Annotated in this window: 15 protein-coding genes; 8 read left to right on the forward strand and 7 right to left on the reverse strand. The window is 72.1% G+C overall.

Features of this window, described 5'->3' with window-relative positions:
• Positions 1-20 precede the first annotated feature (20 nt).
• Positions 21-2,354 carry a Tex family protein gene (locus ACZ7CD_RS21205; RefSeq protein WP_470379544.1) on the reverse strand — a complete coding sequence of 778 codons (2,334 nt, stop codon included), beginning with the start codon at positions 2,352-2,354 and terminating at the stop codon, positions 21-23.
• 48 nt (positions 2,355-2,402) lie between these two features.
• On the opposite strand from ACZ7CD_RS21205, the gene ACZ7CD_RS21210 reads away from it, so the two are divergent.
• Positions 2,403-3,497: an alkaline phosphatase family protein gene (locus ACZ7CD_RS21210; RefSeq protein WP_470379545.1), complete on the forward strand. Its 1,095-nt coding sequence runs from the start codon at positions 2,403-2,405 to the stop codon at positions 3,495-3,497.
• Positions 3,498-3,542: 45 nt separating this feature from the next.
• Positions 3,543-4,403, forward strand: coding sequence for a patatin-like phospholipase family protein (locus ACZ7CD_RS21215; RefSeq protein WP_360392189.1), 861 nt, complete (start codon positions 3,543-3,545; stop codon positions 4,401-4,403).
• Here ACZ7CD_RS21215 and ACZ7CD_RS21220 read toward each other — a convergent pair.
• Both ACZ7CD_RS21220 and ACZ7CD_RS21225 read right to left on the reverse strand, forming a co-directional pair.
• Entirely contained in the window at positions 4,348-5,544 is a 1,197-nt protein-coding gene (locus tag ACZ7CD_RS21220) for an RNA polymerase sigma factor (protein WP_360392186.1), read from the reverse strand. The genes ACZ7CD_RS21215 and ACZ7CD_RS21220 overlap by 56 nt on opposite strands.
• 5 nt (positions 5,545-5,549) lie before the next feature.
• The gene (locus ACZ7CD_RS21225; RefSeq protein ID WP_470379546.1) at positions 5,550-5,957 is read right to left on the reverse strand and encodes a YciI family protein; all 408 of its coding nucleotides are present in this window, start codon (positions 5,955-5,957) and stop codon (positions 5,550-5,552) included.
• A gap of 114 nt (positions 5,958-6,071) precedes the next feature.
• Between ACZ7CD_RS21225 and ACZ7CD_RS21230 the strand changes: the two genes are divergently transcribed.
• Genes ACZ7CD_RS21230 through ACZ7CD_RS21240 form a run of 3 tightly spaced genes read left to right on the forward strand, consistent with a single transcriptional unit; the run spans position 6,072 to position 8,477 of the window.
• Positions 6,072-6,644, forward strand: a complete 573-nt coding sequence (locus ACZ7CD_RS21230) for an RNA polymerase sigma factor (RefSeq protein WP_360392180.1) — start codon at positions 6,072-6,074, stop codon at positions 6,642-6,644.
• Positions 6,641-7,519, forward strand: coding sequence for a hypothetical protein (locus ACZ7CD_RS21235; RefSeq protein WP_470379547.1), 879 nt, complete (start codon positions 6,641-6,643; stop codon positions 7,517-7,519). Before ACZ7CD_RS21230 ends, ACZ7CD_RS21235 begins: the two co-directional genes overlap by 4 nt.
• Positions 7,520-7,571: 52 nt before the next feature.
• Positions 7,572-8,477: an alpha/beta fold hydrolase gene (locus tag ACZ7CD_RS21240; protein WP_470374655.1), complete on the forward strand. Its 906-nt coding sequence runs from the start codon at positions 7,572-7,574 to the stop codon at positions 8,475-8,477.
• 2 nt (positions 8,478-8,479) lie between these two features.
• Here the strand turns inward: ACZ7CD_RS21240 and ACZ7CD_RS21245 are convergent, their stop codons facing one another.
• Complete coding sequence (locus ACZ7CD_RS21245) at positions 8,480-9,874, reverse strand: WS/DGAT/MGAT family O-acyltransferase (RefSeq protein WP_360392172.1); 1,395 nt, start codon at positions 9,872-9,874, stop codon at positions 8,480-8,482.
• A 221-nt stretch (positions 9,875-10,095) separates the two neighbouring features.
• Here ACZ7CD_RS21245 and ACZ7CD_RS21250 point away from each other — a divergent pair, with 221 nt between their 5' ends.
• A complete protein-coding gene (locus ACZ7CD_RS21250) occupies positions 10,096-10,914 on the forward strand; it encodes an esterase/lipase family protein (protein WP_458431016.1) in 819 nt (272 codons plus the stop codon).
• A 3-nt stretch (positions 10,915-10,917) separates the two neighbouring features.
• On the opposite strand, the gene ACZ7CD_RS21255 is transcribed toward ACZ7CD_RS21250, so the two are convergent.
• Positions 10,918-11,700, reverse strand: coding sequence for a helix-turn-helix transcriptional regulator (locus ACZ7CD_RS21255; protein ID WP_470379548.1), 783 nt, complete (start codon positions 11,698-11,700; stop codon positions 10,918-10,920).
• A gap of 68 nt (positions 11,701-11,768) precedes the next feature.
• Here ACZ7CD_RS21255 and ACZ7CD_RS21260 point away from each other — a divergent pair, with 68 nt between their 5' ends.
• The gene (locus ACZ7CD_RS21260; protein WP_470379549.1) at positions 11,769-12,503 is read left to right on the forward strand and encodes an SDR family oxidoreductase; all 735 of its coding nucleotides are present in this window, start codon (positions 11,769-11,771) and stop codon (positions 12,501-12,503) included.
• A 115-nt stretch (positions 12,504-12,618) separates the two neighbouring features.
• Here ACZ7CD_RS21260 and ACZ7CD_RS21265 read toward each other — a convergent pair whose 3' ends face one another.
• Together ACZ7CD_RS21265 and ACZ7CD_RS21270 are read right to left on the reverse strand one after the other, a co-directional pair.
• A complete protein-coding gene (locus ACZ7CD_RS21265) occupies positions 12,619-13,533 on the reverse strand; it encodes a hypothetical protein (protein WP_360392160.1) in 915 nt (304 codons plus the stop codon).
• A 66-nt stretch (positions 13,534-13,599) separates the two neighbouring features.
• The gene (locus ACZ7CD_RS21270) at positions 13,600-14,568 is read right to left on the reverse strand and encodes a DUF2332 domain-containing protein (RefSeq protein WP_360392157.1); all 969 of its coding nucleotides are present in this window, start codon (positions 14,566-14,568) and stop codon (positions 13,600-13,602) included.
• A gap of 104 nt (positions 14,569-14,672) precedes the next feature.
• Here ACZ7CD_RS21270 and ACZ7CD_RS21275 point away from each other — a divergent pair, with 104 nt between their 5' ends.
• A complete protein-coding gene (locus ACZ7CD_RS21275) occupies positions 14,673-15,431 on the forward strand; it encodes an enoyl-CoA hydratase/isomerase family protein (protein ID WP_458431019.1) in 759 nt (252 codons plus the stop codon).
• Positions 15,432-15,445: the final 14 nt, after the last annotated feature.

Consider the following 15,445-nt stretch of genomic DNA (forward strand, 5'->3'; position numbering starts at 1 on the left):
CTTCCACATGCCGGGCCGGGCTACTTGCCGAAGCCGGCCTTGCGGAGCGCGTCCGCCATCGAGCCGCTGGCCGGCGGCGGGGAGCTGCGACGGTCGTTGCCGCCGCCGCCGCCACCGCCACCGCGCTGCGGGCGACGGTCACGGCCACCGCCGCCACCGCCTCCGCCGTGCTGCTTCGGCGCCGGCTTGCCCGGCTCGTCGGTCAGCCGCAGCGTCAGCCCGATCCGCTTGCGCGCCTCGTCGACCTCCAGCACCTTCACCCGCACCACGTCACCGGACTTCACGACGTCGCGCGGGTCCTTGACGTAGGTGTTGGACAACGCGGAGATGTGCACGAGACCGTCCTGGTGCACACCGATGTCGACGAACGCGCCGAACGCGGCCACGTTCGTGACGACACCCTCCAGCACCATGCCCGGCTTCAGGTCGGCGATCTTCTCGACGCCGTCGGCGAAGGTCGCGGTCTTGAACGCCGGACGCGGGTCGCGGCCCGGCTTCTCCAGCTCCCGCAGGATGTCCGTGACCGTCGGCAGGCCGAACTTGTCGTCGACGAACGTCTCCGGCCGCAGCTTCGTGAGCACCGCGGTGTTGCCGATCAGCTCGGTGCCCGCCTGCTGCTGCATCTTGCGCACCACCGGGTAGGCCTCGGGGTGCACGGAGGAGGCGTCGAGCGGCTCGTCACCGCCGCGGATCTTGAGGAAGCCCGCGCACTGCTCGAACGCCTTCGGGCCCAGGCGCGTCACGTTCTTCAGCGCCGTGCGGGTCTTGAACGGGCCGTTCTGGTCGCGGTGCAGCACGATGTTCTCCGCGAGACCGGCGGTGATGCCGGAGACGCGGGTCAGCAGCGGCACCGACGCGGTGTTGAGGTCCACGCCGACCGCGTTCACGCAGTCCTCGACCACCGCGTCCAGCGAGCGCGACAGCTTCGACTCCGACAGGTCGTGCTGGTACTGGCCGACGCCGATCGACTTCGGGTCGATCTTCACCAGCTCGGCCAGCGGGTCCTGCAGGCGCCGCGCGATCGACACCGCGCCGCGGATCGACACGTCCAGGCCGGGCAGCTCCGACGACGCGTACGCCGACGCCGAGTACACCGACGCGCCCGCCTCGGACACGACGACCTTGGTGAGCTTCAGCTCGGGGTGGCGCTTGATCAGGTCGGCGGCCAGCTTGTCCGTCTCGCGCGAGGCCGTGCCGTTGCCGATCGCGATCAGGTCGACGTCGTGCGCCTTGGCCATGGCCGCGAGCTTCGCGATCGACTCGTCCCAGCGGTTCGCGGGCACGTGCGGCTGGATCACGCCGTGCGCCACGACCTTGCCGGTGGCGTCGACGACCGCGACCTTCACACCGGTGCGGTAGCCGGGGTCGAGGCCCATGGTGGCGCGGGTGCCGGCGGGAGCGGCGAGCAGCAGGTCGCGCAGGTTCGACGCGAACACCTTCACGGCCTCGTCCTCCGCGAACGCCCGCAGGCGGCCGCGCAGGTCGATGCCCAGGTGCACGAGGATCCGCGTCCGCCAGGCCCAGCGCACCGTGTCGGTGAGCCACTTGTCGCCGGGACGGCCCCGGTCGTCGATGCCGAACCGGGCGGCGATGCGCACCTCGAACGACGACGGACCGCTCTCGACCGGCTCCTCCGGTTCGAGGACGAGGTCGAGGACCTCCTCCTTCTCACCGCGGAACAGCGCGAGGATGCGGTGCGACGGCAGCTTGGTGAACGGCTCGTCGAACGCGAAGTAGTCCGCGAACTTCGCGCCCTCGGTCTCCTTGCCCTCGCGGACCTTCGCCACGACCCGGCCGCGCGTCCACATCTGCTCGCGCAGCTCGCCGATCAGGTCGCCGTCCTCGCCGAACCGTTCGACCAGGATGGCCCGCGCGCCCTGCAGAGCGGCCGCCGCGTCGGCGACCTCCTTCTCCGCGTCGACGTACCCGGCCGCTTCTTCCTGCGGGTTCAGGTTCGGGTCGCCGAGGAGCGCGTCGGCCAGCGGTTCGAGGCCCGCCTCCCGCGCGATCTGGGCCTTGGTGCGCCGCTTCGGCTTGTACGGCAGGTAGAGGTCCTCGAGCCGGGCCTTGGAGTCCGCGGCGAGGATCTGCGCTTCGAGCGCCTCGTCGAGCTTGCCCTGCTCGCGGATCGAGGTGAGAACCGCCGCACGGCGCTCCTCCAGCTCGCGCAGGTAGCCGAGCCGCTCCTCGAGCGTGCGCAGCTGCGCGTCGTCGAGACCGCCGGTCGCCTCCTTGCGGTAGCGGGCGACGAACGGGACGGTCGCGCCACCGTCGAGCAGTTCGACAGCAGAGCTGACCTGGCCCGAGGCCACACCGAGCTCGTCAGCGATCTTCTGGTGGATGAGCGTTGTCACAGCGGGTCATTGTGCCCTTCGCCGGATTCGGCGTGGCACGGTGGCCCGATGAGCATCGCCGAGGTCGTTCCCTCGCTGCTGGCCGGGCTGGACGTGCCCGGCTGCGACAACACGCTCGACCTGCCCGCCTCCCGCAGGGTCTGCCTGCTGCTCGTCGACGGGCTGGGCCACCACCTGCTGCGCGCCCACGCCGAGCACGCGCCGTTCCTGAGCTCGCTGGCCGGTCGCGAGATCGACGCGGGCTTCCCGTCCTCGACCGCCACCAGCCTCGCCTCGATCGGCACCGGCCTGCTGTCCGGCGAGCACGGCATCGTCGGCTACACCTTCGAGACCGGCGGCGAGGTGCTCAACGCGCTGTCGTGGACCCGGCACGACGACCACCACCACGACCTGCGCAAGACCCTCGTGCCCGAGGTCGTGCAGCCGCACCCCACGACGTTCGAACGCGCGGCAGCCGCCGGTGTCGCGGTCAGCACGGTGGCGCCGATGGTCCAGCGCGGCAGCGGCCTGACCCGCGCGGTGCTGCGCGGCTCCTGGTTCGTCGGCGCGGCGGGCTTCGGCGACCTGGCCCTTGGGGCGGCCGCGGCGCTCACCGCGGACCGCGCGTTCTGCTACGCCTATCACGCGGACCTCGACACGATCGGGCACGTTCACGGGCCCGGTTCCGAGCAGTGGCTGCTGCAGCTGGAGTTCGTGGACGCGCTGGCCGCCCGGATCGCCGAGCGCCTGCCGGCCGGGTCGGTGCTCGTGGTGACCGCGGACCACGGCATGATCACGGCGGGGGAGCGGATCGACTTCGACACCGAACCCCTGCTGTGGCAGGGCGTCCGGCTGATCACGGGCGAACCGCGGGCGCGCAGCCTGCACGTGTCCGGCCCCGTCGACGAGGTCGTGTCGGTGTGGCGGTCGTTCCTCGGCTCCCGCGCGGAGGTGCTGACCCGCGCCGAGGCCGTGGCCGCCGGCTGGTTCGGCCCGGTCGCGCCGATCGCCGCGGACCGCATCGGCGACGTCGTGGTGGCCATGACCGGTGACGCGGTGCTGGTGCGCGGCCAGGCCGAACGGCGGTTCTCGGCGTTGAACGGGTTCCACGGCTCGCGGACGCGCGACGAGGTGGCGATCCCGTTGCTGTGGCTCTCTTCGTAGCTTCAGTGTCGGCCGAAACCAGAGTTCCGCCCTAGGATTTTCGTCGTGACGATCGAACTGCCAGGACCAGTGGGCTTCGTGCTCGGCGGTGGCGGGAGCCTGGGCGCGGCCCAGGTCGGCATGCTCCGCGCGCTGCGCGAGCACGGGGTGCGCCCGGACCTGGTCGTCGGCACGTCGGTGGGCTCGGTGAACGGCTCCCTGCTCGCACTGGACCCCGACCGGGCCGCGGAACGCCTCTTCGCGCTCTGGCAGGGCATGACCCGCCAGCGGGTGTTCCCCGGCGGCCCCCTCGCCCAGCTGAGGTCGTTGCGCGCCAACAAGACCTACCTCTTCCCGAACACCGGCCTGGCCGGCGTGCTCGCCGGTGGTCTCGACGGCACCACGACGTTCGAGGGCCTCTCCCTCCCCTTCGGCGCGGTGTCGGTGGACTGCGTGACCGGCGAGGCCGTCAACATCACCTCCGGCGACCTCGTCCCCGCGATCCTCGCGAGCGCCGCGATCCCCGGCGTCTACCCGCCGGTGAGGATCGCCGACCGCGTCCTCTACGACGGCGGCGTGCTGGCCAACGTCCCCATCCGCCAGGCGCTCGCGATGGGCGCGCAGTCCCTGGTGGTGCTGGACTGCGCGTTCCCCGGCCACCTGCCGACCGTGCCGGAGACCCTCGCCGAGACCCTGCTGTTCTGGGCCACGCTGGGCATGCGCAACCAGGCCGTGCTGGAGGTGGAGCTGGCCTCGCAGCAGGTGCCGGTGCTGTACCTGCCCGGTCCGCCCGTGCAGGCCGTGACACCGCTGGACTTCTCGCACACCGCGGAGCTGGTGGAGGCGTCCTACGTGGCCTCGGCCGCGTTCCTCACGTCGTTGGAGTTCGGCGGGATCGGGCTGTACGGGCACCCGTCGCACGCCTGACGTCCCTGCGCAGCGCGTTCACCCGAGCGGCCTCCCTGGTCAGGTGGTGCCGCTCGGCCAGGTTCGACGCCGCCTCCGCCGCCTCCGCGTACAACCGCGCCGCCTCGTCCAGGTCCCCGGCCTTCTCCCGCAGGTACGCGGAAACAGCCGCATACCGCGGCAACGAGGGGTCCACAGAGGACAACGCGGCCAGTCCAGCGGGTGCCCCGTCCGCCTCCCCGACGGCCACCGCGCGGTTCAGCAGCACGACCGGGTTCGGCGTGAGGGCGGCCAGCTCGTCGTACCACTCCACGATCTGCACCCAGTCGGTCTCCGCCGCGGTCCGCGCGTCGGCGTGCAGGGCCGCGATGGCCGCCTGGGCCTGGAACTCGCCGAGGCGGTCGCGGGCCAGTGCCGCCTGCAGGACCTCCACGCCCTCGGCGATCAGGGCCACGTCCCACAGCGAGCGGTCCTGGGCGGCGAGGGGGATGAGACCGTCGGGGCCGGTGCGGGAGGCGCGGCGGGCGTGGTGGAGCAGCATCAGGGCCAGCAGGCCCGCGACCTCGGGGTGGTCGAAGGCGGTGTGCAGCTGCCGGGTCAGGCGGATGGCCTCGGCGGCCAGGTCGACGTCGCCGGAGTAGCCCTCGTTGAACACCAGGTAGAGGACGCGCAGGACCGTTGCCACGTCGCCGGGGCGGTCCAGGCGGGCCGCGGCGATCGTCTTCTTCGCGCGGCTGATGCGCTGCGCCATCGTCGCCTCGGGGACGAGGTAGGCGGTGGCGATCTGGCGGGTGGTCAGGCCGCCGACGGCGCGCAGGGTCAGCGCCACGGCCGAGGACGGGGACAGCGACGGGTGGGCGCACAGGAAGTAGAGCCGCAGCGTGTCGTCCGCGGTGGGCACGTCGCCGGGTGGGGGCTCGTCGAACACCGCGTCCTCGCGGCGGCGGCGGGACGACTCGGCGCGGGCGGTGTCCAGGAAGCGGCGCCACGCCACCGTCACCAGCCAGGCCCTGGGGTCGCGCGGCGGGTCCGCCGGCCACGAGCGCAGAGCCTCGACCAGGGCGTCCTGGACGGCGTCCTCGGCCGCCGCGAAGTCGGCTCCGCGGCGGACGAGGACGCCGAGCACTCCCGGCGTGAGGCTTCGGAGCTGGGAGAAGTCCACGGCCGCTACTCCGTGATCGTCGGCGTCACGCCGTAGAACGGGCGCAGCTCCAGCCACTCGTGGATCGGCCTGCCGCCGGCGCCGGGGGCGGCCGAGAGCTCGCCGGCCAGTTCGACGGCGCGGGCGTGGCTGTCCACGTCGATGACCATCCAGCCGGCGATGAGGTCCTTCGTCTCGGCGAACGGGCCGTCGGTGACCGGCGGGCGGTCCTCGCCGTCGTAGCGGACCCAGGTGCCCTCGGGGGACAGGGCGTTCTCGTCGACGAACTCGCCGGTCTCGCGGAGGCGGTCGGCGAAGTCGCCCATGTACCGGACGTGCGCGGTGACCTCCTCGGGCGTCCACTGCGCCATCGGGACGTCGTTCACCGCCGCCGGCGCGCCGCGGTAGTGCTTGAGCAGCAGGTACTTGGCCATCAGGATCTCCTTCGAGTACGTCGGTCGCAACGGGGACGGAGCCGGCCGGCCGTTCTCGACATCATCCAGAAGTTCTTCTGCCAACACCTCCGGACCCTGCGGACACGAGTGGGCATGACGACCGAAGACCCTGACGACCGGGCGCTGTGGGCGCAGGCCGCCGGGGGCAGTGCGCACGCCTTCGGGGTGCTGTTCGACCGGCACGCCAGAGCGGTCTACAACCACTGCTTCCGGTTGACCGCGTCGTGGGCGGCCGCCGAGGACCAGCTGCAGGCGACGTTCCTGCTGGCCTGGCGCAAACGCGACCAGGTGCGGCTGGAACGCGAGTCCGCGCTGCCGTGGCTGCTCACCGTCGCGACCAACGTGGCCCGCAACGAGCGGCGGTCGCTGGCGCGCCGGCTGCGGCTCGCGCGGCGGGCCCACGACCCCGGCCACGTGCCCGACCACGCCGACCGGGTCGCCGGCCGGGTCGACGACCAGCGGCGGATGGCCGAGCTGCTCAAGGCCGTCGAGAAGCTGCCGCGCAACGAACGGGAGGCGCTCGCGCTGTGCGTGTGGTCCGGCGTGTCCTACGCCGACGCCGCCGCCGTGCTGGGCATCACCGAGGGCAGCGTGCGGGCTCGGGTCAGCAAGGCCAGGTCCCGGCTCAAGCAGAGCGAACTCGTGACCGCAGGGGAGGACCGATGACGAACGTGCTGCCACCCGACCGCGACCTGCCGCCCGGCCGCCAGGCGCGGATCAGGGCCGATCTCGAACAGGCGGTCTTCGGCCGCCCGCGCCGGCGGCTGCTGGTGCCGGTCCTCGCCGGGGCGGCCGCGGTGGCCGCCGTGGTCACGAGCGTCGTGCTGCTGGACCCGAAGACCCAACCGCCGCAGCCGGCCGTGCACGTCACCGACTCGCCGGCACCGGAACCGGCGCCGCGCGACACCTTCGGCCTGCGACCGGATCAGGTCACCCGGATCGAACAGGGTTGCGCGCGGGACGCGAAGGTGACCGAGCCGCTGCGGCTGGACAACTACGGCCAGGACGAGGGAGGCCGGTGGGCGCTGCTCTACACCGCCAAGGCCGCCGTGTGGTGCGAGATCGGCCGCGGTGGCGAGGAGTACGGCGCGAGCGGGCCCAACGCCCTCCACGTCGACTGGCTGGCCGGGGACTACTCCACCCACGTCGGCGGGGTGCAGCCCGGCGGTGACACGCACCCGTTCAGCCCCGCGCTGGCCGGTGCGCCCGGCTACCGCTTCCGCGCGGGCCGCGTCGGTTCGTCCGTCGCGCGCATGACGTGGCGCGACTCCGAGGGCGCGACCGGTGAGGTCAAGATCGCCAACGGCACCTTCGTGCTGCGCCGCCTGCACCCGTCCACCTGGAGCGGCGGCGGTCGCCCTGGCGACTTCCTGGTGGTGCAGGCTTACGACGCGGCGGGGAAGCCGCTCGACCCGGACAGCGACGGCGAGGGCAAGTGCTGGGTCGTGCCGGGCACGAACGAGGCGATCCCCGACTTCCGGCCGGTCGAGGAAGCGGAGCAGGACGGCCGCAAGTGTCAGCCCGCGCGACCGTGGAAGTGATGCCGCCGACGGGCGCTACCGGTCGGTAGCGCCAAGCGACATACTGGTTGGTATGACGACAGTGGCCCAGTTCGGCGGCACCAGCCGGTACGCAGACCTCGACGGACCCGTGCACTGGGTCGACTTCGGCGGACCGGAGGACGGTCCGCGGATCGTCCTCGTGCACGGGCTCGGCGGCTCGCACCTCAACTGGGTGCTGCTCGCGCCGCTGCTCGCCGAGAAGGCCCGCGTCGTGGCCGTCGACCTCGCCGGACACGGCCTGACGCACCCGGAGGGCCGCGGGACCACCGTTCAAGCCAACGCGCGGCTGCTCGGCCGGTTCCTGCGCCACGTCGTCAAGGAACCGGCCGTGCTCGTCGGCAACTCCATGGGCGGCCTGATCTCCCTGCTGCACACCGCGCAGGACCCCGACCTGGTCACCGGGCTCGTGCTGGTCGACCCCGCGCTGCCGATGGTGTTCGGCACCCGCCCGGACCCGACGATGCTCAGCACGTTCTTCCTGTACTCGGTCCCCGGTCTGGGCGAGCGGTTCATGGCCCGCTCCAGGGCTGTGTCACCGCGCCGGCAGGTCGACCGCGTGCTGGAGCTCGTGTGCGCGGACCCCACGACCATCCCGGAGGAGCTGAAGCTCGCCAGCGAGCACCTCATCGGCGAACGCGCGAAGGTCGAGGGCCTCGACGCGGCGTTCCTCGCGGCCGCGCGCAGCGTCGTGGTCACGACGTCGAAGCGCGGCGCGTACTTCGCGGCCATGGACAAGATCCGGGTGCCGGTGTTCCTGATGAGCGGCGACCGGGACCGGCTCGTCAACGTCGCGGCGGCCCGGTACGTGGCGCGCCGCCGCCCGCACTGGCGCTACGACGAGTTCGAGGGCGTCGGTCACGTGCCGCAGATGGAGATCCCCGACGTCGTGGCCGAGCGGGTCCTGGACTGGATGGCGGCCAACCGGCTCGGTAGCTGACCTCAGCGCTGGTCTTCCCGTTCGGCGGCCAGCGCCACCAGCTCGTCGAACCCGGCGCGGATGCCGTCGGCCAGCAGCTGCACGTCCGGCACGCCGTCGAAGTCGGCGTTGATGCCGAACGTGAACCTGTCCAGGTAGGAGAAGATGCCGACGGTGATCCGGATCGTCGAGGCCACCGGCACGTACGGGAACATCTCCACCAGCGGGCGGCCGAGCAGGTAGAGCGGGATCCGCGGGCCCGGCACGTTGGTCGTGACGGTCTGCAGGACCTGCTGCGGGAACCGCATGGCGGTGCGCGAGCCGAGCGCCATCAGCGTGGGCGCGGCGAAGTTGCTCAGGTTCGTGAGCACGTCGGCGCCCGCGGCCTGGCGGGAGCTCTTCAGGTCGTCCATCTGCGCGCGGATCGACGCGAGCCGCCGCACCGGGTCCGCCTCGCCGACGGGGAGGTTCACCAGCACGGCGCTGACGCGGTTGTTGAGCTCGTTGTGCTGGTCGGCCCTGCGCATCGACACCGGCACCATCGTGCGCACGACCATGCCGTCGGTCAGCTCGCCGCGCTTCTCCAGCAGGTCGCGGAAACCGCGCGTGACCGCGGTGAGGATGACGTCGTTGACCGTGCCGCCGGCGGCACGGCGGATCTGCTTGATCTCGGCCAGGTCCGCCCGCGCCCACACCCAGCGGCGGTGCGGGCCGATCGGGCCGTTGAGCGACGTGGCCGCGCTCGTCAGCAGGCGGCGCGCGGTACCGGGAAGAGAACCGAGAACGGACTTGCCGAAGTCGACGATCTCGCTGAACGACCGCAGGTTCCGCGCGAGCGCGGGCAGTGCGGCGAGGTGCTGCACCGGGGTCACCACGGCGTCGCGCACACCGTCGACGACGAGGTCGAGGGTCGAGGGCTGCTGCCGCGGCGTCCACTCCTCCGGCTCCGGCAGCTCGCCCTCCTTCCGGAAGTCCAGGATGAGCTGCAGCATGTCCGAACCGGACACCCCGTCGATCATGCAGTGGTGGACCTTGGAGATGATCGCCCAGCGACCGCCCTCCAGGCCCTCGACGAGCCACGCCTCCCACAACGGCTTCGTGCCGTCGAGCCTCTGCGCGAAGATCCGGCCCGCGAGGTTGCGCAGCTGGTCCTCGCCGCCCGGCGACGGCACCGCGGTGTGCCGCACGTGGTAGAGCACGTTGAAGTGGTCGTCGTCGACCCAGACCGGGCGGCCGACGTGGAACGGCAGCGCCTTCACCTTCTGCCGGTAGCGCGGCACCTGGTCCATGCGCGCCAGGAAGAGGCGGATGACGTCGCCGTAGGACGGCACCGGGCCGTCGAAGACCAGGACGGAACCGACGTGCATCGGCACGTTCTCGTCCTCGATGAAGTAGAAGCCTGCGTCGAGCGAGCTCATCCGGTCCACTCGGGGAACACTAGAGGAGCACTCCGTCTCAATCGACGTCCATGCAGGTGAGAGGCACTGCACAGCGGTGAGGTTGCCGACGCGTCACCTCCGCGTGGCGAATCGAGACTCGAAAGTGCTGGCAAAAAGATCGATCACGAAACATCATGGACACACCGGGCGGAGCCGCTCGGGGCGCCGGCTCGGGGTTGTCGACGTGTGGGGAGGCCCGTATGTCCGCCATACCTTCGGACGACGTCTTCGACGAAGCTGCCGCTTCGCCCCTGCACCTCGTGAGAGGCAGCGCTCCCGGCCTCTTCTGGTACCTCACCGAACCCACCCGCTGCGCCCTGGACGTCGGCGAGTTCGTCGCGACCCGGTCGATGCTGCGCGGTGCGCCCTCCGGTGACGGCCACCCCGTCCTCGTGTTCCCCGGTCTCGGCGCCGCGGACCCGTCCACGGTGATGCTGCGCCGGTTCCTCTCCGGCCTGGGCTACGAGGCGCACCGCTGGGGCCTGGGCACCAACATCGGCCCGACCCGCCACGCGGTCGACGGCATGCACGCGCTGGTCAAGAAGGTCTCCGACGCCCACGGCGGCCCGGTGTCGATCGTGGGCTGGTCGCTCGGCGGGATCTTCGCGCGCGAGATGGCCCGTGACCACCCGCACCGGGTGCGCCAGGTGGTCACCCTCGGCTCGCCGTACAACATGAGCGATCCCGTGCAGTCACGGGCGATGCCCGCGTTCGCGCTGTTCTCCCGCCTGCACATCCCGAAGGACGAGTTCCCGCCGCCGGAGTCGACCCGCCCGCCGATCCCGGTGCCGGCCACGTCGGTCTACTCCAAGACCGACGGGATCGTGTCCTGGGAGTCCTGTGTGGAGGAACCGGGCCCGCGGCGGGAGAACGTCCAGGTGTCCTCGTCGCACCTCGGGTACGGCTTCAACGCGAGCGTGCTGTGGGTGGTGGCCGACCGGCTGGCCCAGGCGGAGGGCACGTGGGCGCCCTTCACCGCGCCGCCGGGCATGGCGCGCATGTACCCGCGGGCGGCCTGACCCTCAGCAGGGCCGGGCGTCGGCGTAGATCACCAGCGTCCGGTCGGGCTGCCCGGCGAGGTGGAACGCGGTGTAGGCGTAGTCGAGGGGCCCGAGATCGGGGTGGCGCAAGCGTTTCCGGCCGCTGCCCTGGTCCTGCACCTCGTGGTGCGGCCACCACGAGCGCACCTCCGGGCTCGCCTCGTGCAGCTCGGCGACCAGCCGCGTGAACCGCTCGTCGGCGGGGTGGCGGCCCGCGAGGGTGCGCAGCCGGGCGAGCAGGCCGCGCGCCTCCTGCTCCCAGTCGAGGACGACCTCGCGGGCCAGCGGGTCGGTGAACGTCCACCGGGCGAAGTTCGGCTTGTCCGCCTTGAGGTTCACGAACAGCTCGGCCGCCGCCGCGTTGTGGCTGAGCACGTCGTAGGTCGCGCCGATCACGTACGCCGGGTGCGGGCCCAGCAGGTGCGGCACGGCCGCCACCTCCGCGGTCACGGCCTCCGCTTCCGGCACCCGCGTGGTCGCGTGCCCGGCGAGCAGGAACAGGTGGTCCTCTTCGGGCCGGTCGAGCCCGAGCGCCGCGGCGAGCGCGGTGAGCACCTGGCCGGACGCCCGCACGTCGCGCCCCTGCTCCAGGTACGTGTACCAGGTGGCGCTGATCCCGGCGAGGACGGCGAGCTCCTCCCGGCGCAACCCCGGTGTCCTGCGGCGGGACGTGTTCGGCAGCCCGGCCTCGGCGGGGGACAGGCGTTCCCTCCGGCTGCGCAGGAACGCGCCGAGCTCACGCCGCTGGTCAGCCGTCCGTCCCATGCTGGTACCTCCGGTTCCAGCATAAACCGGCTCTGGATACCAGGGTGAGGCCGCCGCAGGCTGGTGCCATGTCAATCGAGGACAAGGTCGTGGCGATCACCGGTGCGAGCAGCGGGATCGGAGAGGCGACCGCGCTGCTGCTCGCACGCCGCGGAGCACGGCTCGTGCTCGGCGCCCGCCGCACGGACCGCTTGGCGGACCTGGTGGCGAGGATCGAGCAGGCGGGCGGCACCGCCGTGCACACGGCCACCGACGTGACCCGGCGCGCGGACCTGCACGCGCTGGTGGCGCTGGCCCGCGACCGGTTCGGCCGGCTCGACGTGCTCGTCGGCAACGCCGGTGCGGGCCCGATCTCGCCGCTCGACGACTTGCGCATCGACGAGTGGGACGAGATGGTCGACGTCAACGTCAAGGGCGTGCTGCACGGCATCGCCGCCGCGCTGCCGGTGTTCCGCGAGCAGGGGTCCGGGCACTTCGTCACCACCGCCTCCACCGCGGCGTTCCGCGTCGTGCCGGCGATGGCGGTCTACGCGGGCACCAAGGTGGCCGTGCAGGCGATCTGCGAGGGGCTGCGCCAGGAGGCCGGTCCGCGGGTGCGGGTCACGACCGTGTTCCCCGGTTTCGTGCACACCGCCTTCGCGGAGGCATCGGCCAACCCCGGTGTGCGGGCGGGCATCGCGGCGATGCGCGACGAAATCGCGATCCCGCCGGACGCCATCGCCCGCGCCGTCGCGTTCGCCCTGGAACAGCCGCCCGACGTGGACGTCAACGAGATCGTCGTGCGCCCCACCGCCCAGGACTGACCGCCGCCCTGCCGGCCAGAAGTTCTTGTCCGCCTCCTTCCCCTCCTTGCAGACGCCGGCAAGCGGCAGCTGTCGATCGCGGTCACCCTCCAGCGGTGGACCGGCACCTGCTGGCTCAGCCGCGGTAGGCGTTGCGCACGTAGGTGAGGCTGAACGTGCCCTTGCCGGAGAAGTACGAGTTCACCAGCTCCGCCGGGTGCGTGGCCAGGTAGCCGCGGTAGAACGCGCCGTCGTTCTGGTCGTCCCAGCCCCAGGGCGCGTTCGCCGCGTTGTCCTTGCCGTTGTCGCCGCGGAACGTGCCGAACGACGCGTACGTCTCGGAGTTGTTGCGGCGCGCCCACATCCCGTTCGCGGCGAACGTGTCCACCAGCCGGTACTTCACGTCACGGTCGTTGCCACCGGAGGGCACCTCACCGGTCGCGGCGGGGTGGTAGACGACTCCGTCGCCGCCGGGGAAGTCGTTGCCGTCCCAGCGGTACAGGCCGTGGCCCTTGGCCTCCTGGCGCGTGGCCGGCCGCCCGCCGGAGAGCAGCAGCGTGCCGTCGACCGTCTCCGAACCGCTGCGGTACGGCGACCCGGCCGGCACGTAGGAGTAGAAGTCGCTGTGCGCCACCGTAACGGCGGCTTCGAGCGTGCCGTAGGAGGCGTCCTTGCGGACCACGAACAGCGCGCCCTCCAGGTCGTTCTCGTGCGTCGTGAGGCCGAACGGGTCCGGCTTGTCGTCCCAGTCGCGCGGGTGGAAGAACGAGTAGACGAGGAACCAGTGGGTCTCCGTCTCCACCACCGAGTAGTAGGCGGCACCGGTGAGGCGGCTCAGCTGGGTCTGGTTCTCCCAGTTGTTCAGCCCGTCCCAGTCGCCGTCGAAGTCCACTGTGGACAGGTAGTCCGCGTCGTGGTCCGACGAGTCCGTGTCCTGGTGGTGCACCGGCGCCCAGTGCAGGGCGAGGTCGTAGTCGGAGACGGCCGCCTGCGCCGGCGCGGCGATGAGGGTCGTCGTGAGCAGAACAGCGGTCGCGAAAAAAGTTTTCACCCATCGCAAACTAGAGGTGATGAAGCCACGGGCACCACGGTGCGCGATTGACCGTTCACGGACTGTTCAGCTGTAGATCGTCACCGTCAACCGCGGCGTAGACCGGAAGTCGGCCGCCTCGTACGCCACGCGCGCCAGCGGCATCGACCCCGCCGCCGCGGTCAGCGTCGTCTCGATCTCCAGCCGCTCGTCCTCGGTCAGGTACGGCCAGAACGAGCTGTGCCAGATCACCGTGCAGGTGTCGCTCTCGTCCGGCGCCACGAGGTTCTCCCGCAGCCACCGCCCGGCCGGTGACCGCGCGACCCGCACCCCGACCTGCGCGGCGAGCTCGATGGCGTCGTCGAGGTCCCAGCGCAGCGCGTCGTGCTCCGGCGGGATGAACGAGTGCAGGATCATCGCGTGCCGCGGGTCGGCCGGGTCGCGCGGCTGCAGGTCGCAGCCCGCCCGCGCGACGATCCGGAGCTCCGGTGGCCGCGGTCCCGCGGCGGCCAGCCGGACGGGCGAGTCCCGGTCGCCCCACTCCCAGTCGAGGCCGAACCAGCGGTAGCGGTCCAGGATCAGGTTCAGCCCCGCGCACGCGCCCAGTTCCAGCAACCGGACCTTGGGCGCGCCGATCATCGTGAGGCCCCGCAACAGGAACCCGGCGGTCTTGGGCTGGTGCTGCTGCACGGTCCGGTCGAGCGCCGCGAGGATCTCGCCGGGGTTCTCCACGATCGCCCGCCGCGCCGCCAGCCACGCCAGCAGCGACGCCGAGTCCGACGCGCCCGCCATCGCCGCCGCGTGCGCGCCGGCGAACCGCTCGCTCAGCTCCGGCGCCCGCCCCGACAGCATCAGCAGCCGCACCCCGGCCAGCGCCTGGATGCCGAACAGCGGGCTGTGCACCGCGCTGTGCGAGCAGAGCAGGTCGGCCACCGGGCCGCCCCGGTCGAGCTCGCTCGCCAGCTCGGAGAGGATGCGCGCGGAGACGGGGGCGCTGCCGCGCAACCGCGTCGCGAAGGTGCGCAGGGTGGCAGCGCCGATGCCGGCCGCGGTCACGCGTTCCTCCCTTGTTCGACAACGGACGTCACAACGGCGTGACCGCGTTCCTACCCGAACAAGAGCCGGGATGTGCGCCGAATGCGCGCTGTATCGTGCGGCAAGTGAGTGAATTCCTTCAGCTGTCAACGGCGGGTCCGGTCGCCACGCTGACGATCGACCGGCCGGCCAAGCGCAACGCGATGAGCTACGAGATGTGGTCCGCACTGCCCGGCCTGATGGCCCGCGTGTCCGCCGACGACAGCGTCCGCGTGCTGGTCATCAGGGGTGGCGAGCACTTCTCGGCCGGCGCGGACATCGCGGAGTTCTCCACCCTGCGCCGGGGCGCGGAGGGTGCCGCGCGCTACGGGGAAGCTGTGCACAACGGCGAGCGCGCCATCGTGCAGCTCGACAAGCCCACCATCGCGGCGGTGTCCGGGTTCTGCGTGGGCGGCGGCTGCGAGATCGCCCTCGCCTGCGACCTCCGGGTGGCGGCGGCCGGCGCGCGGTTTGGGATCACCCCGGCGAAACTGGGCATCGTCTACAACTTCACGTCCACCAAGCAGCTCGTCGACGTGGTCGGCCCGGCGTGGGCGAAGCAGATCCTGTTCTCCGCCGACCTGATCGACGCGGCGACCGCGTTGCGGATCGGGCTGGTCAACGAGGTCGTCGCGGACCTCGGCGCGCGCGTCGGGGAACTGGCGGCACAGATCGCCGGGCGTGCGCAGGTGAGCGTGCGCGGGGCGAAGAAGATCGTCAACTCGATCACCGACGGTGGCCACGAGGACGACTTCGTGCGGGCGCTGTACGCGGAGGCCGCCTCCAGCGCCGACTACGCGGAGGGCGTGTCGGCGTTCCTGGAGAAGCGGCCCCCGCGGTTCTGACGTGGCCGGCAGGG

This window comes from Lentzea sp. NPDC036949 (assembly GCF_055608075.1).

What these genes read in the sequence shown, in the direction of transcription:
- ACZ7CD_RS21210 (WP_470379545.1), top strand. Translation starts at nt 2,403, where the DNA reads ATGAGCATCGCCGAGGTCGTTCCCTCGCTGCTGGCCGGGCTGGACGTG.
- ACZ7CD_RS21225 (WP_470379546.1), bottom strand. Translation starts at nt 5,957, where the DNA reads ATGGCCAAGTACCTGCTGCTCAAGCACTACCGCGGCGCGCCGGCGGCG.
- ACZ7CD_RS21230 (WP_360392180.1), top strand. Translation starts at nt 6,072, where the DNA reads ATGACGACCGAAGACCCTGACGACCGGGCGCTGTGGGCGCAGGCCGCC.
- ACZ7CD_RS21235 (WP_470379547.1), top strand. Translation starts at nt 6,641, where the DNA reads ATGACGAACGTGCTGCCACCCGACCGCGACCTGCCGCCCGGCCGCCAG.
- ACZ7CD_RS21240 (WP_470374655.1), top strand. Translation starts at nt 7,572, where the DNA reads ATGACGACAGTGGCCCAGTTCGGCGGCACCAGCCGGTACGCAGACCTC.
- ACZ7CD_RS21245 (WP_360392172.1), bottom strand. Translation starts at nt 9,874, where the DNA reads ATGAGCTCGCTCGACGCAGGCTTCTACTTCATCGAGGACGAGAACGTG.
- ACZ7CD_RS21250 (WP_458431016.1), top strand. Translation starts at nt 10,096, where the DNA reads ATGTCCGCCATACCTTCGGACGACGTCTTCGACGAAGCTGCCGCTTCG.
- ACZ7CD_RS21255 (WP_470379548.1), bottom strand. Translation starts at nt 11,700, where the DNA reads ATGGGACGGACGGCTGACCAGCGGCGTGAGCTCGGCGCGTTCCTGCGC.
- ACZ7CD_RS21260 (WP_470379549.1), top strand. Translation starts at nt 11,769, where the DNA reads ATGTCAATCGAGGACAAGGTCGTGGCGATCACCGGTGCGAGCAGCGGG.